This window comes from Pseudoflavonifractor phocaeensis (assembly GCF_038439875.1).
Classification (GTDB): Bacteria; Bacillota; Clostridia; order Oscillospirales; family Oscillospiraceae; genus Vermiculatibacterium.
Genome location: NZ_JBCDMT010000007.1, coordinates 72699 through 97817 on the forward strand (window position 1 = coordinate 72699; position 25119 = coordinate 97817).

Here is a 25119-nt window from a genome sequence, read left to right on the forward strand (position 1 = left end):
ACCATCAACGCCAAACAGGTGCTTCCAGTCTCAGTCCTGGTTCGCGGCGTTGATGATCTCCACGAACTGGTCCGGCTTCAGGGCCGCGCCGCCGATGAGGCCGCCGTCCACGTCGGGCTGGGCCAGCAGCTCGAAGGCGTTCTTGGGATTCATGGACCCACCGTACTGGATGGTGACGGCCCGGGCCACCCGGGCCCCGTAGAGCTTGCGGATGATGGTGCGGATGGTCTCGCACACCTCCCCCGCCTCCTGGGCGGTAGCGGTCTTGCCGGTGCCGATGGCCCAGATGGGCTCGTAGGCAAAGACCACGTGGCGCATCTTCTCAGCGGGCACCCCGGCCAGGGCGCACTTGACCTGATAGTTGATGAGCTCCAGGGTCACCCCCAGCTCCCGCTGCTCCAGGCTCTCCCCCACGCACACGATGGGCCGGAGGCCGGCCTCCAGGGCGGCGTGGACCTTCTTGTTGACGGTAAAATCAGTCTCGTTGTAGTACTGGCGCCGCTCGGAGTGGCCGATGACCACGTACTTCACGCCCAGCTCCTTGAGCATCTCGGCGGACACCTCGCCGGTATAGGCCCCAGAGGACTCATAGTGGCAGTTCTCCGCACCGATGGCGATCCGGCAGTCCTTGAACAGCCGGGTGGCGGCGGGGATGTTGACGTAGGGCACACACAGCACCACCTCGCACCACTTGGGGCGGCCCAGCAGGGGCTTGAGCTCCTCGGCAAAGGCCCGGGTCTCGGAGAGGGTCTTGTTCATCTTCCAGTTGCCCGCGATGATGGTCTTTCGGTATCTTCTATTCATTGGACACAAGCTCCTTCATTCTATCTCAATGGGGAAACCGCCCCAATTCTTCGGTAAAAACAGGCCGGCTTATTTGTCGAGCAGGCAGGCCACGCCCGGCAGCTCCTTGCCCTCCATAAACTCCAGCGAGGCGCCGCCGCCTCGTCGGAGCAAACTCCATATCCCTCGCTTCCGCCTCACGGCGAAAGCTCGCTCATTTCGTTTGCTCCTCCTCTCCCCACAAAGCCCTACGGCTTTGCGGGGACCCCGGGTCCACCGACGGCGTCGCCCGGTGAGGGCTTTTTATTTGTCGAGGAGACAGGCCACGCCCGGCAGCTCTTTGCCCTCCATAAACTCCAGCGAGGCGCCGCCGCCGGTGGAAATGTGGGTCATCTTGTCGGCGTAGCCAAGCTGCTGCACGGCCGCCGCGGAGTCGCCGCCGCCGATGATGGTGATGGCATTCGTATTCGCCAGGGCCTCGGCCACGGCCTTGGTGCCCACGGCGAAGGCGGGGAACTCAAAGACCCCCATGGGGCCGTTCCAGATGACGGTGCCCGCGTCCTTCACCGCGTCGCAGTAAAGCTTCACGGTCTCGGGCCCGATGTCCAAGCCCTGCCAGCCGTCGGGGATCTCGCCGGACGCCACCACCTTATGGTTGGCGTCGGGGGCGAAGGCGTCGGCGATAACGGTGTCCACGGGCAGGAGGAGCTTCACGCCCTTGGCCTTTGCCTTGGCCACCATCTCCTTGGAGTAGTCCTCCCAGTCGGCCTCCAGCAGGCTGTCGCCCACCTTGCCGCCCTCGGCGGCGGAGAAGGTGTAGGCCATGCCGCCGCCGATGATGATGGTGTCGGCGATCTCCAGCAGGTTATTGATGACGCCGATCTTGGAGGAGACCTTGCTGCCGCCCAGGATGGCCACCAGGGGCCGCTTGGGGTCGGCCAGGGCCCCGCCGATGATCTCCAGCTCCTTCTGGATGAGGAAGCCGCTGACAGCGGGGAGGTAGTCGGCCACGCCGGCGGTGGAGGCATGGGCGCGGTGCACCGCGCCGAAGGCGTCGGAGACGTAAACCTCGGCCATGGAGGCCATCTTCTTGGCCAGCTCCGGGTCGTTCTTGGTCTCGCCCTTCTCGAAGCGGGTGTTCTCCAGCAGCATGATCTCGCCGGGCTTCAAAGCGGCGGCCTTGGCGGTGGCGTCGGGGCCCACCACGTCGGCGGCCATGATGACCGGCTTGCCCAGCAGCTCGGCAAGGCGCCCCGCCACGGGGGCCAGGCTCAGCTTGGGATCGGGCCCCTCCTTGGGCTTGCCCAAGTGGGAACAGGCGATGACGGCGGCGCCGTTGTCCAGCAAGTACTGGATGGTGGGCAGGGCGGCCACGATGCGCTTATCGTCGGTGATGGCGCCGGTGGCCTTATCCTGGGGAACATTGAAGTCACAGCGCAGAAGGACCTTTTTGCCCTTCACGTCCACGTCTTTGACGGTCTTCTTGTTGTAATTCATACCTATTGACCTCCTATTCAGATGTGGGATATGCCATCTCCCCCGCCTCCCTCAGGCCGGGGAACCCGGTCTGGCGCAGGGCCTCATAGGCGAGGATGGCCACGGAATTGGAAAGGTTCAGACACCGGGCCTCCGCCCGGATGGGGATGCGGATACAGCGTTCCCGGTGCTTCTCCCGGAAATCCTCGGGCAGGCCCTTGGTCTCCTTGCCGAAGAACAGCCAGCAATCGTCCCGGAAGGTGACGGAGGGATCCGTGTAGCTCCGGGGCGCCTTGGCGGTGGCCAGCCAGAAGTCCTCCGGACGGCACCGGCTGAACAGGTCGTCCAGGCCGGAGTAGACGTGCAGGTCCACCAGATGCCAGTAGTCCAGCCCGGCCCGCCGCACCGCCTTCTCGCTGATATCGAAGCCCAGGGGCTCCACCAGGTGGAGCCGGGCCCCGGTGGCGGCGCAGGTACGGGCGATATTGCCCGTGTTTTGGGGGATTTCCGGCTCTACCAACACGATATTGAGCACAAAACCCCCCCCTTGAACACTCGCAGGGGATATTGTACCCCATTTGTCGGATGATTTCAACAGAAATCAGGTTAAAATGGAGAAAACCATTCAGTTTTCTTTCAGTTGGGCAAAAATTTTTCAGACTTTGTCCCTTTTTCGTATGATTCTCCAAAAATGCTTTTTTCATCTCCCCTATCCTCTTTGTTTCCACAGAAAAGTGTGCTATGATGGTGAGCATCCATAGAACACAAGAAGGGGGGCTTCCCCATGGAAGCACAGCGGATCGTCGTCAAGGTGGGCACCTCTACCCTCCTGCGGGAGGGGGGCGGGGTCAACCTGCGGCGGATGGACGGCCTGGCCCGGGTGCTGGCCGACCTGAAAAACATGGGCCATCAGGTCATCCTGGTCTCCTCCGGCGCCATCGGCGTGGGGGCGGGCAAGCTGGGGATGAAGGCCCGGCCCACCGAGCTGCGGCAGAAGCAGGCCGTGGCCGCCGTGGGCCAGTGCGAGCTGATGCACCTCTACGACAAGTTCTTCGCCGAGTACGGCCAGACCGTGGCCCAGATTTTGCTGACCGATGAGGACGTGGACGTGCCCAGCCGGGCCGAGCACCTGTCGGGCACCTTCACCGCCCTTTTGGAGCTGGGCTGCATCCCGGTGGTCAACGAGAACGACTCCGTGTCCTCCACCGAGATCGAGACCGGCCAGAAAAAGGTGCTGGGCGACAACGACACTCTCTCCGCCATCGTGGCCGGGCTGTGCGGGGCCGACCTGCTGGTCCTCCTCAGCGACATCGACGGGCTCTACGACGCCGACCCCCACAAGTGCCCCGGCGCCAAACTCATCCACCGGGTGGAGGCCATCACCCCCGAGATCGAGGCTCTGGCCGGGGGCGGAGGCACCCAGTGGGGCACCGGGGGCATGTACACCAAGCTCACCGCCGCCCGCCGGGCCATGGACCACGGCATCGACATGGTCATCGCCAATTCGGAGCATCTGGACGCCCTTTACGACATCGTGGAGGGCAGAGACGTGGGCACCCGGTTCGCGGCCGCCCGGCGGCCCACCTCCGTGGGCTGACCGCCCCAGCCTTCCAATCCCCCTCCTCCCCAAATCTCTCACAGAAAGGTGGTCATCTTTATGACAGTCATGGAAACCCAGGGTCTCGCCGCCAAACACGCCGCCCGGCGGCTGGCCGCCGCCTCCATGGAGGAAAAGAACAGGGCCCTGGCCGCCGTGGCCGACGCCCTGCTCCGCCGCCAGGACGAGTGGCTGGCCGCAAACGCCGCCGACCTGGAGGCCGCCAGGGCCGCCGGGATGCGCCCCGCCCTGCTGGACCGGCTGGCCCTGGACGAGGGCCGTGTGGCCGGCATCGCCGAGGGCGTCCGGCAGGTGGCCGCCCTCCCCGACCCCATCGGCCAGGTGGTCAAGACTATCCGCCGCCCCAACGGGCTGAAAATCGAACAGCGCCGGGTCCCCCTGGGGGTGGCGGGCATCATCTACGAGGCCCGGCCCAACGTCACGGTGGACGCCGCCGTCCTCTGCCTCAAGGCGGGCAACGCCGTCCTCCTCCGGGGCGGGAAAGAGGCCTTCCGCTCCAACAAGGCGGTGGTGGCCATCCTCCGGGACGCCCTGGAAGCCAGCGGCCTGCCCCGGGACTGCGTGGCCCTGGTGGAGGACACCAGCCGCCAGAGCGCCCAGGAGATGATGGACCTGACGGGCTATCTGGACGTGCTCATCCCCCGGGGCGGGCCGGGGCTCATCCGCTCGGTGGCGGCCAACGCCCACGTACCCGTCATCCGCACCGGCGAGGGGGTGTGCCACGTCTACGTCCACCAGGACGCGGACCTGGACATGGCCGCCCGCATCCTTTACAACGCCAAGTGCTCCCGCCCCTCGGTGTGCAACGCCGCCGAGTGCGTACTCATCGACCGGGCGGTGGCGGAGGATTTCCTCCCCATGGCCTGGGAGTACCTCAAGAACAAAAACGTGGTCCTCCACGGCGGCCCCGAGGCCCGGGATATCCTGGGGGACTTTGTGGTCCCCGCCACGGAGGAGGACTGGGACACGGAGTACGGCGACTACCAGCTGGCGGTGAAGGTGGTCTCCGGCTTCGACGAGGCGGTGGATTTCATCGCCGCCCACTCCACCGGCCACTCCGAGGCCATCGTCACTAAGAATTACACTGTGGCCCAGCGGTTCCTGGATGCGGTGGACGCGGCGGCGGTGTACGTCAACGCCTCCACCCGGTTCACCGACGGCTTTGAGTTCGGCCTAGGAGCGGAGATCGGCATCTCTACCCAGAAGATGCACGCCAGAGGCCCCATGGGGCTGGAGGAGCTGACCTCCACCAAGTACGTCATCTACGGCTCCGGGCAGGTCCGGGAGTAAGGCTTCCCATTTTATTAAAAAAAGACCGTTCCCCTCTCGGGGAACGGTCTTTTTGCGCTGTCCTTACTTCCCGGACAGGACGTCCTTCAGGGCGGTGACCTGCTCGGCGGTCAGGCCCACGGTGTCGGTGAGGTAGGTCTCGGCGGCCTTGACCAGGTCCGCCTTGTCCAGGGCCTTCTCGTCCTCCGCACCGGTGAGCTTGAGGAGGTTGGAGATGATGTTGCTCTGGGCGATGCGGGTCCAGCGGTCGGAGCCGTGCTCCACGCCGTAGTAGTTTTCAAAGGAGAGCATGTAGTCGTTCACGATCTCGTCCTTCTTGCCGCCCATCAGGGCCTCCAGCAGCATGGAGACGAAGCCGGCCCGGTCCTTGCCCTCGGTGCAGTGGATGAGGTAGGGGCCCTCGTTGGCGATCATGAATTCCAGGCCGGTCTTGAGCTTTTCGGCGAACTCGGGGGCGGCGAAATCCACGCCCATATTGAGGGCGGCCACGTTCTGCTTGCCGTAGTAGCTCTCGGCATAGCCCTCGTAAGCCTTCAGGGTCTCCTCGTCGTCGGCCAGGTTGATGAAGGTCTTGACCCCCGCCTTCTTGGCCAGGGCGTCGGCGTAGGTGTTCCGGCCCAGCTCGGGGTTGACGGGGCTGGCGGAGCGGTAGAGGGTGCCGGCGGCGATATCGCCCATCTTGATCTCACGGAAGTTGGCGAAGATCTCGTCGGACTTGTAGTCCTTGCGGTCGTTGGTGCGCAGGGAGTCGATGTTGCGGATCTCGTACTCCTCCAGGTAGCCTTCCTTCTCGCCCATGGAGAAGACGATGGGGGTCTCCTCGGTGACGCTGTAGGTCCCGGCGAAGTTGCCCATGTTGATGGCGATGGCCACGGTGCCGGTGTCGCCGTCGGGCAGAACGATGACGCTGCCGGTGTCCACGTTGGAATAGCCGGTGCCGTAGGGGGCCTCGATGGTGGTGTCACCCACGGTGACCTTCAGGATGTCGCCCGTACAATAGCCGGCGCCGTCAAAGACGGACACGGGCATGGTAGTGGTCACGTTGCCGTACTTGCTGACGGAGAGGGCGTAGGCGGGCTCCAGGGCACCGTTAAGGGTCTCCTCCAGGAAGCCGATGCCCACGTTGATGACACTGCCGATGGTGGGATAGCCGCTCTCGGCCTCGGTAAAGACGTTGTAGGTGTGGTCGGCACCCTCCGCGATCCAGGTCCGTCCGTTCTGGGCGGCCTTCTGGATGGCCTCGGCGTTGTCCATGGGTACCACGTCGTCCTTATCGCCGTTGATGGCCAGGACGGGAGCAGCGATCTTGGCGGTCTCCTTGAGGACGTCGGTCTCTTTGACCTCCCGGAACCAGCGCTCGCCCACCTGGAGGGGCTCCCGCCAGTCGAACTCCATGGTGTAGGCCCCGTCCTTCTTGGCGGCGGCGTAAGCCTGGTCAAAGGTCTTGTCGCCGAAGAGGCTCACCCCGTCCAGCTTGGTGGCGCCGGACCAGGTGATGACGGCCTTGAAGGTCTCGGGATAAGCGGCGGCGGCCAGCAGGGCGTTGGTGCCGCCCTGACTCCAGCCCATGACGGCCAGCTTGCCGCCGTCCACGGCGTCCAGGGCGGCCATGTAGTCGGCGGCGGCCTTGGCGTCGATGTTGGCGGAGGTGTAGTTATAGTCGGAGTAGTCAGCCTCAGACTCGCCGTTGCCCATGAAGTCGAAGCGGATGGTGGCGATGCCGGAGGCGGCCATGGCGGGGGCGGCCAGATCGTAGCCGCCGCCGGCCTCGTGCTTATCGGAGCCGGTGCCGTGGAGCATCACCACGGCGGGGAAGGTCCCCTCGCCGCCGGGGATGGTGACGATGGCGGGGATGGTGTGGGCGGGGATGCCGTCGGTCTCAGGCACCTCAATGGCGACGGTCTCCTCGGTGTAGGCGGGCACCAGGGTGTCCAGCTTCATCAGGAGGGTGGCCAGTTCCGCCCGGGAGGCGGTGGCGGCGGGGTTCAGGTTCCCGTTCTGGTCGCCAGTCATCAGCCCCAGCTCATAGCAGACGGCCATGTCCTCAGCGGCCCAGGCGGGGACGGCGGCGTAGTCGGCGGCCTCCGCCACGGCGCTGTCCGTGACGTCCACCATCCAGCCGTCCATCTGGGCATAGCGGGAGAAGATGGCGGCGATCTCGGCCCGGGTGATGGCCCGCTCGCCGTTGAAGAGCTTATCCTCGGGGACTTTCGCAAGCCCGGCGTCCACCGCCCAGTTGGCGGCGTTGGAATACCACGTCGCGGTGGTATCGGTGAAGTAGGCGCTGGCCGCGTCCACTTCCCAGCCGCCGTCCGTCAGAACGGTGGAGTTCTCGGGGGCGGGCTTGCCCTCCAAGTTGTAGAGGGTCTGGAACACGGTGGCCCGGTCCACGGTGCCGTCGGGCTCGAAGCCCTTGTCGGTGCCGGTCATATAGCCCTTGTCGGTCACATAGGCCTGGGCCTCGGCGTACCAGGGGGCGGGGGTCTCGTCCGCGGCAAAGGCCGGGACGGCCAAAGACAGGGACAGTGCGGCGGAAAGCGCCAGAGAGAGGGGTTTTCTCCAATTCATATGCGTTCACCTTTCCTTTTCATGGTTTCTATCGCGGCGGCTTGGAATGTACTATTATCTTACCATTCCTATACATAAAACACAAATATATTTTACCAAAACCTTTGGAACTGATAAAGAAAAAGGACCCGGGGATGAATTCATCCCCGGGTCCTTTGCATGCTGTTCGGATCAGAGGGCCGCTCAGGCGGCCTTGGCGGGAGCGCTCTCGGTGGTGAACGCCTCCAGGTTGACCAGGACCTGGGCCCACTCGGCCCGGGTCAGCTGGCCGGCGGGCACCAGCGCGCCAGCCTCGTTGCCGGTCATGATGCCGGCCTCGAAGCAGTAACCCACGCCGGCCACGTCGGCCTCGGGGACCTGGTCGTAGTCGGGGGCCTCCTTGACGGCCATGCCGCCCTCCACGGCCAGATCCTTGCTCTGGCAGTAGTTGGCCACGATAGTGGCCAGGGCGGAGCGGGTGATAACGGCGTCGGCGTCAAAGCTCTCGGCAGTGTAGAGCCCGGCGTTGAACGCCCAGTTGATGGCGTCGGCGTACCAGGCACCCTCGGGCATGGTGACGGTCTTGGCGTCCTCAGCGGCGGCGGGCTTGCCCTCGATGTTGTAGAGGGTCTGGTAGACGGTGGCCACAGTCACGTTGGCGGCAGCGTCAAAGCCCTTGTCGGTGCCCTTCAGGTAGCCGTTGTCAAGCACCTGGATGGCGGCGGCGTAGTACCACTCGTTGGCGTCCAGATCGGCGGGACGGTTGACGATGGTGATGCGGCCGGCGGCCTCGCCGTACTGCTCAGCGGTAATGGTGCCCTTGAGAACCTCGGTGGTGTAATTAATGAGCGCGTCATCCAGAGAAACGCCCACATCTTTCCAACCTCCCACGGCCTTAAACACGCCGAAGGTGTCGCCGCCCTTGGCGGTGAAGTCGTTGGTGGCAATGGTATAGGTGGCCTCAGGGTCAAAAGCGTTCTCACCCACGGTCAGGATCTCCACCCGGTTGATGGTCTTGGGGGCGAAGTAGGTAGAGGCGGGATACTGCTCACCCTGGTCGTAGCTGTTGGAGGTGTTGATGACGAACTCGATGCCGGAAACCTGGGGGAAGGCGCCGATGGCGTCTGGGGTGGTGGAGGTAGCGGCCTCCAAGGCTTCCAACAGTTGGGCGCCGGTGACATCAATAGTCGCCACGGTGTTGCCGAAGGGGAACACCGCCAGCAGGTCCAGCTTAGAGATATCGCCCTTGGCGATGGTCTCGCGGATGCCGCCGCCATTGGTGAGGGCCATATCTACCTTATCCTCGCCCAGGGTCTTGCGGGCCTGCCACAGAATGGCGTCGGCGGCAAAATCGCCCAGGTTGGTCTCCGCAGTGCGGTTGCCGATACCGTCGGGGAAGTTGACAACAGTCTTGGTGTTGGTGGCGGTGGAATCACCGCCGGAGCGGGAACCGTTCAGGTCGACCTCAGTCACGGCAATCTTCTCACCGTACATCTTGTTCACTTCGTCGTTGCGGTCGCTGATCATCTTGGCAACGGCCTCGTCCACTTTGGTGTACTCGGCGGCGGGAACCAGGGAGTCGGTCAGCGTCTTGGCGTCCTTGTCGTAAACGACCACGCCCACGTTTACAAGAGCGGTGCCGGTGGAGACGATCTTGGTGCCGTTGACCACATTGGTCTCGCCAGCCTCGGCCTTGGCAACGGCGGCGGTGACCTCTTCGGTCGTGGAGTGGCTATGGCCGTCCACAAACAGGTCGATACCGTTGACGTTCTCGCACAGGTCAATGGACTGGTTGCCGGCGCTCTCGTCAGCGATGCCCAGGTGACCCAGGCACACGATGAGGTCCGCTCCGTCCTTCTTGAGGGCATCGACCTGAGCCTGCGCGCACTTGTAGAGTTCTTCCTTCTCGGGGAAGGTAATGCCCTCCATCTTGGAGGCGTCAGCCTTGGTCAGGGTCTCGGGGGTGGCCAAGCCAAAGACGCCGACCTTCACGCCGCCCAGATCAAAGATCTTGTTGGCCTCGAAGACGGGCTTATTGGTCTTGGCGTCCAGGATGTCAGCGCCCAGGATGGGGAACTCGGCCAGCTTGGCCAGCTCCTTGAGGTTATCATAACCAAAGTCCATCTCGTGGTTGCCCACAGTCATGGCATCGTAACCGGCGGCGTTCATGAACTCGATGGCGCTCTTGCCCTTGTCGGCGCTCACCAGGGGCTTGCCCATGATGGAGTCGCCGGCGTTGACCAGAAGCACCTTGGCACCGGCGGCCTCGAAGTCGGCCTTCAGTGCGGCCACACCAGCGGTGCCAATGGTTTTGCCCTCCACGGCCATATCGGCGCCGTGGGTGTCGTTGGTGTGGAGAATAACAATTTTATCCTTCACATCAGCAGGGACGGTGTAGGGGGTAACGGGGGTCTCTTCCTCATCGGCCGCCATGACGGGGGCCGCAAGGGAGAAGGCCATGACCAGGGAAAGCGCCAGGGACAGAAGTTTTTTCTTCTTCATGGACATTCACCTTTTCCTTTATTTTTTTGCCGGGAAAATATAAGATTTATGACATTTATAATTGTAACAAAATGGTGACAAAAAAACAATAGCCTGTCCCAAAGAAAATAAAAGAAAAGGCCATCCTTATATTAAGGATGGCCTTAGTTTGTGCCGTCAATGAGATATTCATAGGAAACCTTAAAATACCTGGCCAGCAAACGCACTTCTAAATCACTGACCGCCCGGTCTCCGTTTTCCATTCGCTTTACCACACCTCGTTCAGATGTCATTCCCAAAAGCTGTAACTGTGTCATCAATTCTTCTTGGGAAAGTCCCGCTTTCTGCCGCAGGGCCCGGACACGGGGTCCAACCAGGTTTTTGCTCCCGTCCTCCGCTCTCATGTCATTCTTCACCATCAATTAAATATTGATAAGAAACTTTAAAGACCTTCGCCAAAGCCCGAATTTCCAAATCTGTCACATATCGCTTGTTGGTTTCAATTCGGGTAATCACATTCTTATCCATATCAAAGCCCATCAGCTGAAGTCTACGCGCCAAATCGCGTTGAGACATCTTCTCCCTGGCTCTCAACAGTTTGAGCCTTGCACCAACCAAATTTTTCTCCCCTGTTTCTGTTCTGGGCTTTGGCATACCATCACCGCCTTGTATCACTTTTCGCACTTTTTCTTGATTTTATACGAAGCGCGTGATACAATCGGTTGTAAAAATGATACACGGAGGAAAAACTATGCCGGATTCTACTATGGACCTCATCACTCATGAGATTGGCCGGATGGTTGTACAGTACTTGCTCCCCCCGGATCTGCACATTTTGGAGGAGCGTGTCAACAGCGAGGCAATTCAGACCTTGGACGCCATCCGAGCCACGCTGGACGACGAGGATTTGGAGGATTTCTACTGTCTTGACCAAATTGTGGAGATTATGAACAACGCCGGGTTGATTACCTCACGGCACGATTTTGGGTAGGGCAGGTTCCCCTCATCAGTCTTCTTCGCAGACAGCTTCCCCCGAGGGGAAGCCTAAGGGCTGCCGAACCCCGGACCCGTTACGGAGTAAGGGGACGGGGTTTTCCCACATTCTTGTGGACGGCCCCGGGGGATGAATCCAAACAAGGGGGCCGAGGCCCCCTTGGCTGGCCGTTGAGCGAGGAGGTCTCGGGGGAGAGAGAGTCGGAACTCTCTCCCCCGAGTGCTTTTCTGGGGGGCCTGGGGGGAGGTCTTTTCCAGAAAAGACCTCCCCCAGATTTCCCCCACCTTTCAAAAGGCGGAAAACAAATTGGGACGGACACCCCCTCGGGCATCCGTCCCAATCCCTTATTTGGTCACCCAGTTCCCGGTAGCGCTGCACTTCAGATACGCGTTGATGAACCCGTCCAGATCCCCGTCCATCACGCCGTTGACGTTGCTGGTCTCATACCCCGTGCGGTTGTCCTTCACCAGCTGATAGGGCATGAACACGTAGGAGCGGATCTGGCTGCCCCACTCGATCTTGAGCTGGACGCCCTTGATGTCGGAGATCTTCTCGGCGTGGGCCTCCATCTTCATCTGCACCAGCTTGGAGCGGAGCATCTTCATACAGGTCTCTTTGTTCTGGAACTGGCTGCGCTCGGTCTGGCAGGCCACCACCACGCCGGTGGGCTTGTGAATGAGCCGGACGGCGGAGGAGGTCTTGTTGATGTGCTGGCCGCCGGCACCGGAGGAGCGGTAGACCTGCATCTCGATGTCCTCGGGGCGGATATCCACCTCCACGTCGTCCTCGATCTCGGGCATGACCTCCAGCGCGGCGAAGGAGGTCTGCCTTCTCGCGTTGGCGTCAAAGGGAGAGACCCGCACCAGGCGGTGGACGCCGTGCTCACTCTTCAGGTGGCCGTAGGCGTTATCTCCCTCGATCATGATGGTGGCGGACTTGATGCCAGCCTCGTCCCCGTCGGTGACCTCGGCCACCTTGCACTCGTACCCGTGGCGCTCGGCCCAGCGGGTATACATCCGCAGAAGCATCTGGGCCCAGTCCTGGGCCTCGGTGCCACCGGCACCGGCGTGGATGGTAAGGATGACGTTGGAGCTGTCGTACTCACCGTTCAGCAGGGTGGAAAGCCGGGCCTCCTCCATCTCGCTCTCCAGCTTGGCGTAGCCCTCCTCCAGCTCGGGCAGGAGGCTCTCGTCCTCTTCCTCGTTGCCCATCTCGCAGAGGGTCATAAGGTCGTCCCACTCGCTCTCCCGCTTGCGCTGGCTCTCCAGCTTGCCCCGGAGGGAATTCATCCGCCGGGTGGCCTTCTGGGACTTCTCCAAATCGTCCCAAAACCCATCGGAAGCGCTCTCTGACTCCAGCATTTCCAGCTCACGGGCGGCGCTGTCCAGGTCCAAGGCCTGGCTCAGCTCGTCCAAGGCGGGCTTTAGATTGTTGAGCTTGATCTTATATTCATCAAATTGCAGCATATGTTCCACACTCGCATTCTTAAAATCAGCGGATATTATTATATCCAAAAGCGCCCGGCTTGTAAAGGGAAAGATACACAAAAACCGCCCCTTCGGGCGGTCTTTGGTCCTTTTATCGGTCGCTGGGAATGGGTGCGGACTGAATGGGAAATATGAGGTCGTCCACGTCGCCCTTTTCCCCACCCGCCCGGATGGGAAGGTTTTTTTCCTCCATAGCGGCGCCTCCTCTCTAAAAAACAGCGGTTCCCCCTATCTTATGCGGGGGCCCCAAAAAAGATACTTGGAATTTTTCCTTGACACTGCGTGTATCCTATGGTATAGTAGTTAAGCACTTGAGAGGCCCGTGTCATCCATGCCGGAGTGGCGGAATTGGTAGACGCCCGGGACTTAAAATCCTGTGTTCCCAACAGAACGTGCCGGTTCGATCCCGGTCTCCGGCACCACAAATTCATATCGCGGGGTAGAGCAGTTCGGTAGCTCGTCGGGCTCATAACCCGGAGGTCGCAGGTTCAAATCCTGTCCCCGCAACCAGAAAAGCATCTGATTTCTTTGGAAATCAGATGCTTTTTTTACTTTTTAATTCAAATTGTTGAGGCCGCTTTTTTGTGATGCTTATCTGATGCTTATGCGATGCTTATTTTACTTTTTCTGATGCTTATCCCTTACATCGCGAGTCCCGAAAAGCCAAAATAGTGTCGTCCACCATTCTCATACACCCCCTTTAGTTTTTTCACGCTCACCTTTACGGGAATTCATCACTTCGGAAGACGATTTGAAATGCTATCTCTGTGAGCATAATGCTCAGTTTGTGGCATCTTATTATTCAGGGATAGACGTTTCAATTAGTCATTTTCTCGCAGAGGATTCAAACTTCGATACCCAGGCGTTGGAAACAAAGAAAATCTCGAAGAAGGATGGGGTATCGCCAAACTAATTGAAATTCCTACCATTCTTCTCTTAAACAGTCCACAAATGAATCGAAGCTGTGGAGTATTGTGATGCTCCACAGCTTCGATTCATTCTTTTTAACCACGGTGCCCCGAGGTGGAATCTTCCAGGCCATTTGCCCCAGTCCTATGCTGGGAACGCTGTCCCTCAACAAAAGAAGGACCTTCATCCCGTCATGGATGAAGGTCCTTTTTCTCTTCCAGCAGCTACTTGCGCAGAATTTTCTCCATAGGTTTCCCTTTCGCGAGCTCATCCACGAGCTTGTCCAAATACCGTATGTCTTGCATCAGGGGGTCCTCGATGTCCTGCACCTTGATCCCGCAGACCGAGCCATCGATCAACCTCCTGTTTTCATTCAAGGCCGGAGCGCCCTGGAAAAAGGCTGCGTAGCTGGTGGGCCGTGCCAGGACCTTCTCCAGCTCCTCCTGGCTGTACCCCGTGAGCCAGCGGGTAACTTCGTCCACCTCGGCCCTGGTCCGGCCCTTTTTCTCGGCCTTGCTGACCAGCAGCGGGTAGACCTTGGAGACGTCCATTTGATATACCTTGTCAGGCTCCATGCTGGCCCTCCCTCCGTTCATAGACCAAGTCCACGATCCCATTGTAGTGCTCCGTCTTCACCAGACGCAGCGTGTGCGCCTGGTCCAGTTCCCCGAAGAGGCGGGCGCCGCCGCCCAGGATGGTGGGGATGACGGAGATGTGGAAAGCGTCAATGAGGTTCTCCCGCAGCAGCGGCTGGATGATATTCGGCCCGCCGCAGACCCAGATGCCCTTCCCCGGCTCCCGCTTCAGACGCCGGACCAGGTCACAGGCGTCCTCGTCGACAAACCGAATCCCGTCCGCCGGGGGCAGGGTTCTGTGGGTGAGCACGTAACTGGTAAGCTCCCCATACGGCCATACATCCGGGGACAGCTCCGTGGCAACCTGGTGGTAGGTGTTCCAGCCCATCAGGACCGTGTCTACGTCCTTGATAAACGCCTGGTAGCTCACCATATCGTCTGCTCCCGGCGTTTCCCCTTGCAGCCAGTCCACCCTGGCGTCTGCGTCGGCGATACGTCCGTCCAGGCTCATGGCGATGAAGAGTGTGACTTTCCTCATTATTTCCTCCATCGTTTAGCCGCCCCCTATGGGAGCATCGCAGATAAAACCCTGTGGGTATTCTGTCCTGTATCCTAAGCCTCTAACCCCTGGACGCCCCTGCCGGAACCCTGTCCGGGGCGGTTTTCAGCAGGACGGAGGCATAGAACATGCCGTTCTTCTGTTCAAACTGCGCCGTACCGCCGTACCGGGCCGCGATCTCCCGCACGGAGACGACCCCGATCCCGGCCCCCTCCCGCTTGGAGGAGAGGGGCGTGTCCCCGTCGAACACGATGGGCGCCGTACATGGATTGTCCACCAGGATCAAAAGCGACGGGCCCCGCCGCTTCACCCGAAGCTGTATGGTTTTCAGCTCCCCCGTCTCCCGCTTGCAGGCTTCCACGGCGTTTTCCAGCAGATTCCCCAGCAGCACCGTGATGTCCGTCCCGGACACCGGGCAGTCCTCCGGGTAGTCCACCCCGGCTTCAAACTCAACGCCGCTGTCCCGGGCCAGGGCCGCGTAGTAGCAGACGATGGCGTTCACCATGTCATTTTGGCAATACCGCTCCCGCATGTCCGGGGGCAGCCTGCCGCGGTAGAGGTCGATGTAATCCGAAAGGCCCGCCTTGTCGTCCCGCTCTATGTAGGACCGCACCACGGCCAAATGCTGCCGGAGGTCGTGACGGGCCCTCCGCATTTCCTCCATATTGGCGGCCAGCGCGTCAAACTGCTTTTTCTGCGCCAGGAGGCTCCGGTCGGCATAGATGAGGGCGGCCTCCAGCCGCGTCCGGGCGCGGGAGCTCTCCAGCACCTTCAAAGCCACGTAAGACACATAGCAGGCGCCGAACAGCATGAGGTAGCGGGATACGAGGAACTGCCACGAGGCGTAGGCGTAAACGTCCGTCACGGTGCAGTAGAGCATCCCGAACAGCGTGGAAAACAGCGGGATGATCCACAGGTGCCGCCACATGGCCTTGTCATCGATCTTCAGTGCGTCCGCCACCGTGCGGCTGAAAAACCGCAGCAAAAACGGACAGGTGATCAGGTAGACCGCCACCCGGGCGAGGTTGTAGACCAGGTACGGATGCAGATCGGAAAAATCCCAGAAAAACCGGCTCTCGATGTAGTTCGCGTTCCCCATGACGAAAAACGACCACGCCAGCAGCAGCAGATAGGTGAACATCAGCTTTGGAAAGCTGTCCTTGATCAGCAGGAACGCGAGGGCGAGGAAAACCAGCAGAAAGAAGTAGCGCGTGATCGTCGTCCACCGGGCCGCCGCCTCGTAGCCCCCCAGATTGATGTAGTAAAAGACCGCGCTGTACACCGCCGACAGGGCGATTTGCAGCGCCACCACGTACCGAAAGGGGATGCGGAGCTTGCCCCGAAACAGCCAGTACCGGGGCAGGGTGAAGGGCAGGGAATCGAGGAACGGGAACAGCAGCACCATCAGTGTGTCCACGGCATCCATCATAACAGCGCCTCCTCTCTTTCCCGCTGGAACAGATAGGAGCTGTACAGCTCTTCCAGCCGTTTTTTCTCCCGCCGCGCGAAGGGGACCTTCTCCCCGGTGTCCATCACGAAATCCAGCCCGTCAATGGTTACCGCCCGCTCCGCGTTGACGACGCACCCCTTGTAGCAGGGCAGAAACTGCGGAAAGGGGGCCAGCAGTCCGGACAGCTCCCCGAAGGGGAGGCGGAAGCGGAGGACGCCGCGTCCGTCGGTGTGGACCTGGCTGTAATGCGCGTCCCGGTCGCACCAGAGGATCTCCCGGAGCAGGACCTTCTCCCGCTCCACGCGGATGGCCCGGGCGCCGCGTATCTTCTCCACCCCGGCCAGGTCCATGGTCCTTGCAAAGTCCTCGTACCCGTAGGGCTTCACCAGATAGCCGCAGGCCCGTACCCCGTAGCTCTCCACGGCGTGGCCCACGCTGGTGGTGACGAACACCAGCGCCGCCAGGGCGTCCCGCTCCCGGATGGCCCGGGCCGTCTCGATCCCGGAGAGCCCGGGCATGTACTGGTCGATAAAAATGATGTCCCACGCCTGTGGCGTGAAATGGGAGAGGAACTCCTCCCCGCTGGAAAACTCCGCGGCATCGGGCGCCTCCCCGGCGTAATGCTCGTTCCAGTACCGGTCCAGGCAGTTCCGCAGGTCCTCCCGGCACAGGTCCATGTCGTCTATAATAGCGGCTCTCACACCAGAAGCCCTCCTTCCGCAAATCCTTTTCCAAAACCAGTTTACCGCAAAAATACGGTTTGGACAATGCAATTTGAGGCCAAAAACCGCAAATTGCGGCCACCCCCTTGAAACTCCGCCTTGATCCCCCTATTGTGAAATCATGAAAAGGCCTAAAAAAGGGGGTGCGCCTATGTGGAGCATGATCGTCTGCGACGATGACGCGGCGGAGCGGGAGCGGCTGATGGACCTGGCCCGGCGGTGTCTGGCGGAGCGGGGGGCGGAGGCGAAGGTCACCGGCTGCGCGGACTGGCCGGAGCTGGACGCGGCGGTGAAGCGGGCGCTGCCGGACGGTGTGCTCGTGGCCCAGGACGGCGTGGAGGGCCTCAACACCATCACCAGCGCAAAGCTCCTGTCCCGGAAGCTCATCTGGTTCTCCGACCTGGACTTCGGCGTCCAGGCGTACCGGCTGTGTGTCCCGTTCTTCTGCCAAAAGCCGGTGTCCCGGCGGAAGATGGAGCAGGCCCTCTCCCGGCTCATGGAGGGCGGCCCGGAGGCCGGAGAGAGATAAGAAGATATGGAGAGGGTCACCTCTCTTCACACGCCTACGGAGCAGGCGCGTGAAACCTCTGGCCACAATGGCCCGGATTCGAAGGAGGAATCGACCATGAAACATCCCATCACCCACAAACTGCTCTCCCTGCTGGCCGCCGCCTGCCTGCTGCTAGCACTGCTGCCCCCGGCGGCGCTGGCGGTGGACGTGGTACTCTATGACGGCCTGACCATCACCGGCGAAGCCGTCACCCAGGCGGACGACGGCCAGATCACGCTGGGCGGCGGCGGGCCCTACACCATCTCAGGCGAGTGGACGGGAAGCATGAGCGCCACCCAGAGTAATCCGAAGGCCGTGATCACGGTGCCGGACGGCGTGGAGGCCGAGATCTCGCTGGACGGCGTGACTATCGAGGCCACTGGGGATTACCTGTGCGCCTTTTCGGTGGCGCCGGGCGGAACGGCCCGCGTGACCCTCTTCGGCGACAGCGTCCTGAAAAGCGGCTTCTTTTACCCCGGCCTGTCCGTGCCGGAGGGCGCGGCGCTCTTCCTCACCGGCGGCGAAGCAGACAGCCTGTCCGCCACCGGCGGCGGATATGGCGCGGGCATCGGAGGAGGGTACGGAACCTACAAGGGAATTGACGGCGGCGCCATCTCCATCAGCGGCGGAACAGTCACGGCTGTCGGCACTACTGCCGCGGGCATCGGAGGAGGCGCCAGTGCAGACTATACGGGCGGCGCCGGCGGGACCATCACCATCGACGGCACCGCCCGGGTGACGGCCTTCGGGGCCGGCAACAGCGCGGGCATCGGAGGAGGCGCCAGCGGCGGCGGTGGGTTTAATACAGGCGCTCCCGGCGGGACCATCACCATCGGGGACTCCGCCTGGGTGGAGGCCCATGGCGGCAGCAGCCATGGCTACGGCGCGGGCATCGGAGGAGGGGGCGTATTCAACTCCCTCACGCTCGGCGGCGACAGCGGGACCATCCAAATCGGGGAAAACGCCGTGGTGTTCGCCTATGGCGGGGGGAGCTGCGACCACATTGGAGCCGGGGGCAACGGCTCCGAAGAAGGCGGCGTGGGCTCCAACGACGGCGTCTCCAGGAACGGCGGCGTCATCTTCGAGGGGGATCAGGGCGCGGTGTACGGCGGCGTGACCCTGCCCCGCGGCCTGACCATCCCGGACGGCGTGACCCTGACGGTGCCGGACAGCGCGGCGCTGACGATCCCCGACGGCACAACCCTGACCGTGGAGAGCGGCGGGACTATCACCAACGGCGGAACCATCAACAACAGCGGGGCCATCAGCAACAGCGGCACCATCAGCAACAGCGGCTCCTTTACGAACGGCGGCGCCGTCAACAATCTGCCCGGCGGCGCGATCACCGGGTCGGTGGATGGCGCCTCCCCCTTCTATACCGTGACGTTGGAGACAAACGGACACGCCGCCGCCACCGGAGGCGGGAGCTATCAGGCGGGTGATACCGTGACCCTCTCCGCCGTGCCCATAGACGGCTATCAGTTCGACGGCTGGCAGGCCGACCCGGGGACCGTGACGGTGGAAAACAACATCTTTACCATGCCCCCGGAAAACGTGACGGTGACGGCGCTCTGTTCGCCCATCCCCAGCACGGGCGGCTCTTCCGACGATTCCGGCCCCAGCTACGAACGCCGCACCCTCACCGACAAGGCCACCGGCGTGAAGGTGGCGGGCAAACAGGTCTACTCCGCCGCCAAGCTGACGGTGGAGGCGGGAAAGCTCCACGCCGCCGGGGACCCGGGCTGTGACCTCCTCCGGGCGGCCCGGGACGCGGGTCACGTGCTGGGGGCCTGGGACCTGACCCTCTCCAAGGCCCCCAAGGGCGGCGTCACCGTCTCCCTCCCCGCGGAGGGCATGGACGGGAAGACCCTCACCGTGGCCCACTGCGGGGACGGGACGCTGGTCCTCACCGACGTGGAGGTAGCGGACGGCTACGCGGCGGTGGCGGCGGACAGCCTCTCCCCCTTCGCCGTGCTGGACGGGGCGTACACCCTGGCGGACTTGGAGGCGCTGGCCGCGCCCCCGGCGGAAAACCCCTTCACGGACGTGGCGGAGGGCGACTGGTTCTACGACGCGGCGCTCTATGTTTATACCAGCGGCCTGATGACCGGCACCACGGAGACCGCCTTCAGTCCCGGCGTCAGCATGACCCGGGGCATGTTCGTCACGGTTCTTTATCGTCTCGCGGGTTCCCCGCAAGACGGCGGTGAAGGCGGAGCCTTCACCGATATCCCCGCCGGCGCCTACTGCGCCGCCGCGGTGGACTGGGCCGCCGCCCGCGGCATCGTGAGGGGCACCTCCGATGATACCTTCGAGCCCGACCGGGCCGTCACCCGGCAGGAGATGGCGGTCATCCTGGCAAATTATCTCCAAGCCTGGGGCCGGACCCTGCCCCAGGTCCCCGCCCCCGCGGCCTTCACCGACGGGGACGCCGTCGCGGGCTGGGCCGTGGACGCGGTGGAGGTCATGCGGACCACGGGCGTTTTGCAGGGAAAGGACGGCGGGCGTTTCGACCCCGCCGGCACGGCCACCCGGGCGGAGGCCGCCGCCCTGTTCCAGCGCCTGGCCCATGCGCTGGAAGACTGACACACGGAACATTTACGCCGAAGCGGAAAGGGATGGTCACGGATATGGAAGAACTTGATGTGCTGAGAGTGGAAAACGACCACCTCCGCCTTCTCGCGCAGCAGGACTCCCTGACAGGGCTGCTCAACCGCGGCGCCGTGGAGGCGCGCGTCGCCGCGCTGCTGCGGGAGCATACCCCCGGTGTCCTGCTGATGATCGACGTGGACCATTTTAAGAGCGTCAACGACCAATACGGCCATCTGATGGGGGACAAGGCCCTCCGGGAGCTGGCCCGCCTGCTGGGCTACTATTTCGGCAGGGGCAGCGTCATCGGCCGCATGGGCGGGGACGAGTTCGCCGTCTTCCTGACGGGCCGCCATACACGCCGGCTGGTGCGGGAGCAAATGGAGCGGCTCAACGCCAGGATCGCCCAGGCGGGGGCGGCGCTCGGCATCGGGGACGGGTTCCACGTCACCGCGGGCGCGGAGTTTGCTCAGAACAACGACAGCTTTCCGCGGCTGTATGAGCGGGCGGACAGCGCCATGCGGGCCGAAAAGCAGGCCCGGACGATGACCGTCCGGTTCTACGACGCCTCCCTCAGGCGGCAGACCCCGGGCCCGGCGGCGCCGCAGACGATACAGCCCCCCTCCATCGACATCAAATACATCAGCCAACAGCTCCGGGAGAAAACTCCCGCCGCCGGTGCCTGCTTTTACGACTTCAACACCTTCCTGTCCGTATACCGCTTCCTGGAGCGGGGCCTCAAGCGGACCGGGCAGAGCGTCCAGCTCATCCTCGTCTCCCTGATGAACCAGTACGGCGAATTTATCGCCCTGGAGGAGCGGGACCAACTGGTGGAACAGCTGCGGGAGAGTATCTACACGACCCTGCGCACCAGCGACATCTACACCCAGTACAGCGCCTGCCAGTTCCTCGTCATGGCCCAGGGCGCGCCCCAGGAGCACACGGACCGGATCACTGCCCGCATTGAAAATGCCTTCCACACGCGCACCCCGGACAGGATGGACATCCGGCTCTCCTTCTGCTTCTATCCCCTGCAGCCCGCCCTGCAAAAGAGCGGCGCGCCCGAGGACGACGAAAGCCGGGACAGGAGGTCCGCCGCGCTGTAAGTGCGCGGGCGGCGGAAGCCGCCCGGCAAAAAAGAGAATAAGACCCATTGGAAGGGGGGTACCCCCCTTCCACGCGCCTGCACAGCAGGCGCGTGAGACCTCTGACCGCTGTGGCCGAACAAAAAAGGCGGAATTGCGGCATGATGAACACCCGGAACAAGGGGGGCGTGAACAGAGCGGGTGCTTTTGCCGTGGTATCATAGGAATCTTCAGACCGTATGCGCGCATCCGGCCCCGTTGGGGATCCCCAACGGGAAAGAGGGGACGTTAAAGATGAAACACAAAAAAACGCCAGCAATTCTCCTGATCTTCGCAATGCTTTTATCCCTATTACCATCCGCTGTTTGGGCGGCGGCTCTCCCCGCGGATCCTGTCATTGGGGAGCAGGTGGCCGCACCCACATCCGATTACCCTGGCGGCGTATATACCCTCGGCACAGTTATTGCCGTCCCCCTGGAGACCACGACCTCCGGCGCGGAGATCTACTATACACTGGACGGCAAAGAGCCGGACAGCGGCAGTCAAAAATACACCGGTTACATTATGATCAACAGAACAGATGCGGGTAATACGGTACTAAAGGCTGTCGCGATCAAGGGGACGGAGGCCAGCTCCGTGTCCACCTTTACCTACACCTTCGTGCCTGTTTCTCTTGGGATTGAGGACTCGCTGGAGGCCGCGGACGGGGAAACCGTCACAACGACCGGCATTGTGACCTCGGTGGATGGACCCAACCTGACCCTCCAGGACAGTACGGGGGGCATTTACCTGATGTTCTCCACCGCGCCCGGCGTGACACGGGGGCAGGAGATCACGGTTTTCGGTCAACGCGCCACCTACCGTGAGAGTCTGCCATCGATCTCCGGCGCGGCATTGATGTACAAACCCTCGGCAGGCGCCCTTCCCAGCCCTGAGACGGTTGATTTTACCGCCCTTACGGACGCCTCGCTGAACCGGCTGGTGGCGCCCACCGATCCCCTGTTTGCCATGGACGGGGAGGGCAATGACGGCTTCACCAACATCACGCAAAACGGCGAAACCCTGCCGGCAAAGCTTCAGGGGCCTGTCAAGGACACCCTGGAGCCGGACGACGAGCTGAACATCACAAGCGGCAAAGAGACGGTTTCCGCCTTCGGCGGGGGCTGGTGACGGTCACCCTGCCCTATGCGCTCCAGAGGGGCGAGCAAGGCGCCGCGCTCCAAATGGCCTGGTTGGACGCCGCGGGCGAGGTCCAGTACGTGGCGGATTCCGGCTATGACGGGAGCGCCAAAGCCGTGACCGGCCGGACCGGCCACTTCACCGTCTTCGGCATCGCCGAGAAGCCCGCCCCGGACTTCACCGACATCGGTGGGCACTGGGCGGAGGACGACATCCGCTTTGTCGCCGGACGCGGCCTCCTGGAGGGCACCGCCGACAAGCGGTTCAGCCCCGATGGCACCGCCACCCGCGCCCAGCTCGCCGCCATACTCTGGCGGATGGAGGGCAGTCCCGCTCCCGGGGCGGACAGCGCCTTTACCGACACGGTCCCCGGCACATGGTACGCCAACGCCGTGGCCTGGTGTGCGGAGCAGGGCCTAATGGACGGCTATGGAAACGGACTGTTCGGCCCGGAGGACCCCATCACACGGGAACAGCTCGCGGCCCTGCTATACCGCTGCGCACAGTGCAAGGGGCTGGACGTGAGCGTTGGGGAGGACACCAACATTTTGAGCTATACGGACGCCTTTGACGCATCCGAGTGGGCTGTTCCCGCCCTCCAGTGGGCCTGTGGCGCGGGTATCATCCAGGGCGACGGCGGCCACCTGAATCCCCTGGACACCGCCACCCGGGCCGAGGTCGCCACTATGCTCCACCGGTTCACGGAGAACGTCACCGCCCCAGACGCTGGTTGAAGCCAGAACTCCTTCTGCCCCAAAATAAAAGTGCTGGATATCTCAGTGTAATTCTTTCAACTCAGAGGGCGGCCTGCCGGCCGCCCTCATTTTATGTCCGCCTTTCGAGCCTGGCTACACGGATTCTTACCCTGGAGGATGGTAAGCCTTGCACCCACCATTATACCTAGAGGCAAGCATCTGTTTTCCACTTTTAGAGTCGTCTATACCAAAGCCAAAAGGCATAAGAACATTTATTCAATTCCCGGGTTGCAGGATTACCTCAATTTTTCAGCAGCTCACCAGCCTGTCGGCGCCGAAGGATGGTTGTCTCAAACTGCTCTGCCGGCATGGGACGGTAGTAGAAATAGCCCTGGGCCTCGTCACACCCCAGCTCCAGCAGATAATCGGCCTGTTCCCTTGTCTCGACGCCCTCGCAAATGCTGACCATTTCCGTGTCCTGCGCCATTTCAACGACCTTGCGGAGAATCGTCTTGCTCCTGGGACTGTACTCAAAACCAGCCAGGAGGCTGCGGTCGATTTTTAAAATGTCGGCGGCAAGCTGGCCCAGCAGGTTCAATGAGGCATAGCCTGTGCCGAAGTCATCGATGGCCAACAGGAACCCCCGGCGGTGTAATTCCCGGGCTAAGGTAAGCATCACGTCACCGCACTGAATGAACGCCGATTCCGTTAATTCAAACGCGATGTACCGGTGCGGAATGTCGTATTGATCGACCACGGCACAGAATCGATCAATATAATCCGGAGACCGCAGGTGCCGGCGGGATTGATTAATAGAGATGGGCGTCAATGCGATCCCCAGGTCCATCCATGTGCGCATCTGCCGGCAGAGAACGTCCAGCATGTAAAAATCAAATTGTATTATAAAATCGTTTTTTTCAAAAATCGGAATAAAATCATCGGGCATAATGATACCGCCGTCCGGCCGCACCCACCGGACCAGGGCCTCGCCCGAAACAGGGCATTGGGTTTTTAGATCCACCTGCGGCTGAATGTAAAGCCGAAACTCACCATTGAGTAAAGCCGCTGAGGCCAGCTCGGCCAGCTTGGTATGATAGCGGTGACGTTCTTCCATTTCCTCAGTGTAATATTCGTATTGACTTTGCCCGCCTGGTGCACGGACCAGATTCTGCTTGGCAAGCAATGCCTTGTCCAGCATTCTTTTGACACTCTCCACGCTCTTGGGCGGCACCAAATAGATCCCCGCGGTGAAGCTGATACCCTGAACCCGCTCACGAAGTTCCCGGCCCAAAAGCTCCTCCCGAAGCTCATCCATCCTGCGATCAGTCTCCATCTTGCTGTGAAAAACCATTAGCATCGCATAATTGTCTTTTTCCACCCGTCCGCAGACCTCGTTCTCTTGGCAGGCGGCATCTAAATGTTCCGCGATATCTTTCAGGATCTCGTCTCCAACGCCGTATCCATACGACTCATTGAGGTATCCAAAGTTGTTGATGTCGAATTTCATCAGCGCAAACGTCAGTCCCGGGTTTTGATCGATAATCTCCCCGGCTTGTTTTACAAATCCTTCCATGTTAAGGATGCCAGTGAGTGAATCATGCAGGCGGGCCTGCATGACCTCCTTTTCAGCCATTTTCCGGGCCACAGATTCCAACAGATGATAATTCTGGCGGGCCACATCGTGGTTGAAGTACGTCTCCTCACCCTGTTCCTGATAGGGGACGGAATTATGGACGTGCGCCACCTTCCAGGTTCCTGACGCCCTGCGCAGTACCACGGTAAAGCGCATTGGCATCCGGACCACGAGCCCTGAGGAAGGGTCGCTCTCTATGCAGAGAGTAACTAAACCCAGGGCCACGCCTGGAGTCAGCATGGTGACGCGGCAATTTTCTTCGCTCACTTGGAAGCTGCCGCTGTATATTTCCAACTCCCGAATAAAATACTCGGCGATATTACCGCTATGACCAACCTCCTTGATCCCGGTTCCGATAAAGGAAAAGTCATCGGTAAGCAGCCCAAGCAGCTTTTGATAATCACGCCGAACAAAGTAATCTTCAACCAGCTCATGGATAAAAGCGGCCAGCCCCTCATTCATCGCTCTTCACCTGTTCCGGCTCACGCCATGGGGCC

General features: G+C 61.7%; 21 protein-coding genes and 2 tRNA genes. 10 read left to right on the forward strand and 13 right to left on the reverse strand.

What is annotated here, in order from left to right; all coding sequences use genetic code 11:
- Positions 1 to 30: 30 nt before the first annotated feature.
- The 3 genes from tpiA to AAEU42_RS13505 all read right to left on the reverse strand — a co-directional run bounded on the left by tpiA (position 31) and on the right by AAEU42_RS13505 (position 2794).
- A complete protein-coding gene (gene tpiA / locus AAEU42_RS13495; protein WP_342234097.1) occupies positions 31 to 804 on the reverse strand; it encodes a triose-phosphate isomerase in 774 nt (257 codons plus the stop codon).
- Between the two features lie 282 nt (positions 805 to 1086).
- Positions 1087 to 2280: a phosphoglycerate kinase gene (locus tag AAEU42_RS13500; RefSeq protein WP_342234098.1), complete on the reverse strand. Its 1194-nt coding sequence runs from the start codon at positions 2278 to 2280 to the stop codon at positions 1087 to 1089.
- Between the two features lie 13 nt (positions 2281 to 2293).
- Positions 2294 to 2794 (reverse strand): tRNA (cytidine(34)-2'-O)-methyltransferase, encoded by a 501-nt coding sequence (locus tag AAEU42_RS13505; protein WP_342234099.1) that lies wholly within the window; start codon positions 2792 to 2794, stop codon positions 2294 to 2296.
- Positions 2795 to 3043: 249 nt separating this feature from the next.
- On the opposite strand from AAEU42_RS13505, the gene proB reads away from it, so the two are divergent.
- Positions 3044 to 3856 carry a glutamate 5-kinase gene (gene proB / locus AAEU42_RS13510; RefSeq protein WP_342234100.1) on the forward strand — a complete coding sequence of 271 codons (813 nt, stop codon included), beginning with the start codon at positions 3044 to 3046 and terminating at the stop codon, positions 3854 to 3856.
- A gap of 60 nt (positions 3857 to 3916) precedes the next feature.
- Positions 3917 to 5167 (forward strand): glutamate-5-semialdehyde dehydrogenase, encoded by a 1251-nt coding sequence (locus AAEU42_RS13515; protein WP_342234101.1) that lies wholly within the window; start codon positions 3917 to 3919, stop codon positions 5165 to 5167.
- 63 nt (positions 5168 to 5230) lie between these two features.
- On the opposite strand, the gene AAEU42_RS13520 is transcribed toward AAEU42_RS13515, so the two are convergent.
- The 4 genes from AAEU42_RS13520 to AAEU42_RS13530 form a co-directional block, all read right to left on the reverse strand.
- A complete protein-coding gene (locus AAEU42_RS13520; RefSeq protein ID WP_342234102.1) occupies positions 5231 to 7735 on the reverse strand; it encodes an alpha/beta fold hydrolase in 2505 nt (834 codons plus the stop codon).
- Between the two features lie 183 nt (positions 7736 to 7918).
- The gene (locus tag AAEU42_RS13525) at positions 7919 to 10216 is read right to left on the reverse strand and encodes a bifunctional metallophosphatase/5'-nucleotidase (protein WP_342234103.1); all 2298 of its coding nucleotides are present in this window, start codon (positions 10214 to 10216) and stop codon (positions 7919 to 7921) included.
- 143 nt (positions 10217 to 10359) lie between these two features.
- Positions 10360 to 10614, reverse strand: a complete 255-nt coding sequence (locus AAEU42_RS14585) for a helix-turn-helix domain-containing protein (RefSeq protein ID WP_425288224.1) — start codon at positions 10612 to 10614, stop codon at positions 10360 to 10362.
- On the reverse strand, positions 10601 to 10849 hold the full coding sequence (locus AAEU42_RS13530) for a helix-turn-helix domain-containing protein (RefSeq protein ID WP_342234104.1): 249 nt from the start codon (positions 10847 to 10849) through the stop codon (positions 10601 to 10603). The genes AAEU42_RS14585 and AAEU42_RS13530 overlap by 14 nt, the downstream gene beginning before the upstream one ends.
- Before the next feature lie 97 nt (positions 10850 to 10946).
- Here AAEU42_RS13530 and AAEU42_RS13535 point away from each other — a divergent pair, with 97 nt between their 5' ends.
- Positions 10947 to 11186, forward strand: a complete 240-nt coding sequence (locus AAEU42_RS13535) for a hypothetical protein (protein ID WP_342234105.1) — start codon at positions 10947 to 10949, stop codon at positions 11184 to 11186.
- Positions 11187 to 11533: 347 nt separating this feature from the next.
- Here the strand turns inward: AAEU42_RS13535 and prfB are convergent, their stop codons facing one another.
- Positions 11534 to 12655: a peptide chain release factor 2 gene (gene prfB, locus AAEU42_RS13540; RefSeq protein WP_342234106.1), complete on the reverse strand. Its 1122-nt coding sequence runs from the start codon at positions 12653 to 12655 to the stop codon at positions 11534 to 11536.
- A gap of 354 nt (positions 12656 to 13009) precedes the next feature.
- Between prfB and AAEU42_RS13545 the strand changes: the two genes are divergently transcribed.
- Positions 13010 to 13098 (forward strand) — tRNA-Leu (locus AAEU42_RS13545).
- 11 nt (positions 13099 to 13109) lie between these two features.
- A tRNA-Met gene (locus AAEU42_RS13550) sits at positions 13110 to 13186 on the forward strand.
- A 623-nt stretch (positions 13187 to 13809) separates the two neighbouring features.
- Here the strand turns inward: AAEU42_RS13550 and AAEU42_RS13555 are convergent.
- The 4 genes from AAEU42_RS13555 to AAEU42_RS13570 form a co-directional block, all read right to left on the reverse strand.
- A complete protein-coding gene (locus AAEU42_RS13555; protein ID WP_342234107.1) occupies positions 13810 to 14160 on the reverse strand; it encodes a DUF2200 domain-containing protein in 351 nt (116 codons plus the stop codon).
- A complete protein-coding gene (locus AAEU42_RS13560; protein ID WP_342234108.1) occupies positions 14150 to 14698 on the reverse strand; it encodes a dihydrofolate reductase family protein in 549 nt (182 codons plus the stop codon). The genes AAEU42_RS13555 and AAEU42_RS13560 overlap by 11 nt, the downstream gene beginning before the upstream one ends.
- An 82-nt stretch (positions 14699 to 14780) precedes the next feature.
- Entirely contained in the window at positions 14781 to 16148 is a 1368-nt protein-coding gene (locus tag AAEU42_RS13565; protein ID WP_342234109.1) for an ATP-binding protein, read from the reverse strand.
- Positions 16145 to 16870, reverse strand: coding sequence for a LytR/AlgR family response regulator transcription factor (locus AAEU42_RS13570; RefSeq protein ID WP_342234110.1), 726 nt, complete (start codon positions 16868 to 16870; stop codon positions 16145 to 16147). Before AAEU42_RS13570 ends, AAEU42_RS13565 begins: the two co-directional genes overlap by 4 nt.
- 172 nt (positions 16871 to 17042) lie before the next feature.
- On the opposite strand from AAEU42_RS13570, the gene AAEU42_RS13575 reads away from it, so the two are divergent.
- The 5 genes from AAEU42_RS13575 to AAEU42_RS13595 all read left to right on the forward strand — a co-directional run bounded on the left by AAEU42_RS13575 (position 17043) and on the right by AAEU42_RS13595 (position 23028).
- The gene (locus AAEU42_RS13575) at positions 17043 to 17420 is read left to right on the forward strand and encodes a hypothetical protein (RefSeq protein ID WP_342234111.1); all 378 of its coding nucleotides are present in this window, start codon (positions 17043 to 17045) and stop codon (positions 17418 to 17420) included.
- 96 nt (positions 17421 to 17516) lie between these two features.
- On the forward strand, positions 17517 to 20027 hold the full coding sequence (locus tag AAEU42_RS13580; RefSeq protein WP_342234112.1) for an S-layer homology domain-containing protein: 2511 nt from the start codon (positions 17517 to 17519) through the stop codon (positions 20025 to 20027).
- Positions 20028 to 20071: 44 nt separating this feature from the next.
- Entirely contained in the window at positions 20072 to 21136 is a 1065-nt protein-coding gene (locus AAEU42_RS13585) for a GGDEF domain-containing protein (RefSeq protein ID WP_342234113.1), read from the forward strand.
- Positions 21137 to 21409: 273 nt separating this feature from the next.
- A complete protein-coding gene (locus AAEU42_RS13590; protein ID WP_342234114.1) occupies positions 21410 to 22285 on the forward strand; it encodes a chitobiase/beta-hexosaminidase C-terminal domain-containing protein in 876 nt (291 codons plus the stop codon).
- 53 nt (positions 22286 to 22338) lie between these two features.
- Positions 22339 to 23028, forward strand: a complete 690-nt coding sequence (locus tag AAEU42_RS13595) for an S-layer homology domain-containing protein (RefSeq protein WP_342234115.1) — start codon at positions 22339 to 22341, stop codon at positions 23026 to 23028.
- A 262-nt stretch (positions 23029 to 23290) separates the two neighbouring features.
- Here AAEU42_RS13595 and AAEU42_RS13600 read toward each other — a convergent pair whose 3' ends face one another.
- The gene (locus AAEU42_RS13600) at positions 23291 to 25084 is read right to left on the reverse strand and encodes an EAL domain-containing protein (RefSeq protein WP_342234116.1); all 1794 of its coding nucleotides are present in this window, start codon (positions 25082 to 25084) and stop codon (positions 23291 to 23293) included.
- Positions 25085 to 25119 lie beyond the last annotated feature (35 nt).

Coding starts and splice junctions, on each gene's coding strand:
- AAEU42_RS13575 (WP_342234111.1), top strand. CDS start 17,043: ATGTGGAGCATGATCGTCTGCGACGATGACGCGGCGGAGCGGGAGCGG.
- AAEU42_RS13500 (WP_342234098.1), bottom strand. CDS start 2,280: ATGAATTACAACAAGAAGACCGTCAAAGACGTGGACGTGAAGGGCAAA.
- AAEU42_RS13520 (WP_342234102.1), bottom strand. CDS start 7,735: ATGAATTGGAGAAAACCCCTCTCTCTGGCGCTTTCCGCCGCACTGTCC.
- proB (WP_342234100.1), top strand. CDS start 3,044: ATGGAAGCACAGCGGATCGTCGTCAAGGTGGGCACCTCTACCCTCCTG.
- AAEU42_RS13525 (WP_342234103.1), bottom strand. CDS start 10,216: ATGAAGAAGAAAAAACTTCTGTCCCTGGCGCTTTCCCTGGTCATGGCC.
- AAEU42_RS13600 (WP_342234116.1), bottom strand. CDS start 25,084: ATGAATGAGGGGCTGGCCGCTTTTATCCATGAGCTGGTTGAAGATTAC.
- AAEU42_RS13560 (WP_342234108.1), bottom strand. CDS start 14,698: ATGAGGAAAGTCACACTCTTCATCGCCATGAGCCTGGACGGACGTATC.
- AAEU42_RS13535 (WP_342234105.1), top strand. CDS start 10,947: ATGCCGGATTCTACTATGGACCTCATCACTCATGAGATTGGCCGGATG.
- AAEU42_RS13590 (WP_342234114.1), top strand. CDS start 21,410: ATGAAACACAAAAAAACGCCAGCAATTCTCCTGATCTTCGCAATGCTT.
- prfB (WP_342234106.1), bottom strand. CDS start 12,655: ATGCTGCAATTTGATGAATATAAGATCAAGCTCAACAATCTAAAGCCC.
- AAEU42_RS13530 (WP_342234104.1), bottom strand. CDS start 10,849: ATGCCAAAGCCCAGAACAGAAACAGGGGAGAAAAATTTGGTTGGTGCA.
- AAEU42_RS14585 (WP_425288224.1), bottom strand. CDS start 10,614: ATGGTGAAGAATGACATGAGAGCGGAGGACGGGAGCAAAAACCTGGTT.
- AAEU42_RS13595 (WP_342234115.1), top strand. CDS start 22,339: ATGGCCTGGTTGGACGCCGCGGGCGAGGTCCAGTACGTGGCGGATTCC.
- AAEU42_RS13515 (WP_342234101.1), top strand. CDS start 3,917: ATGACAGTCATGGAAACCCAGGGTCTCGCCGCCAAACACGCCGCCCGG.
- AAEU42_RS13585 (WP_342234113.1), top strand. CDS start 20,072: ATGGAAGAACTTGATGTGCTGAGAGTGGAAAACGACCACCTCCGCCTT.
- AAEU42_RS13565 (WP_342234109.1), bottom strand. CDS start 16,148: ATGATGGATGCCGTGGACACACTGATGGTGCTGCTGTTCCCGTTCCTC.
- AAEU42_RS13580 (WP_342234112.1), top strand. CDS start 17,517: ATGAAACATCCCATCACCCACAAACTGCTCTCCCTGCTGGCCGCCGCC.
- AAEU42_RS13555 (WP_342234107.1), bottom strand. CDS start 14,160: ATGGAGCCTGACAAGGTATATCAAATGGACGTCTCCAAGGTCTACCCG.
- tpiA (WP_342234097.1), bottom strand. CDS start 804: ATGAATAGAAGATACCGAAAGACCATCATCGCGGGCAACTGGAAGATG.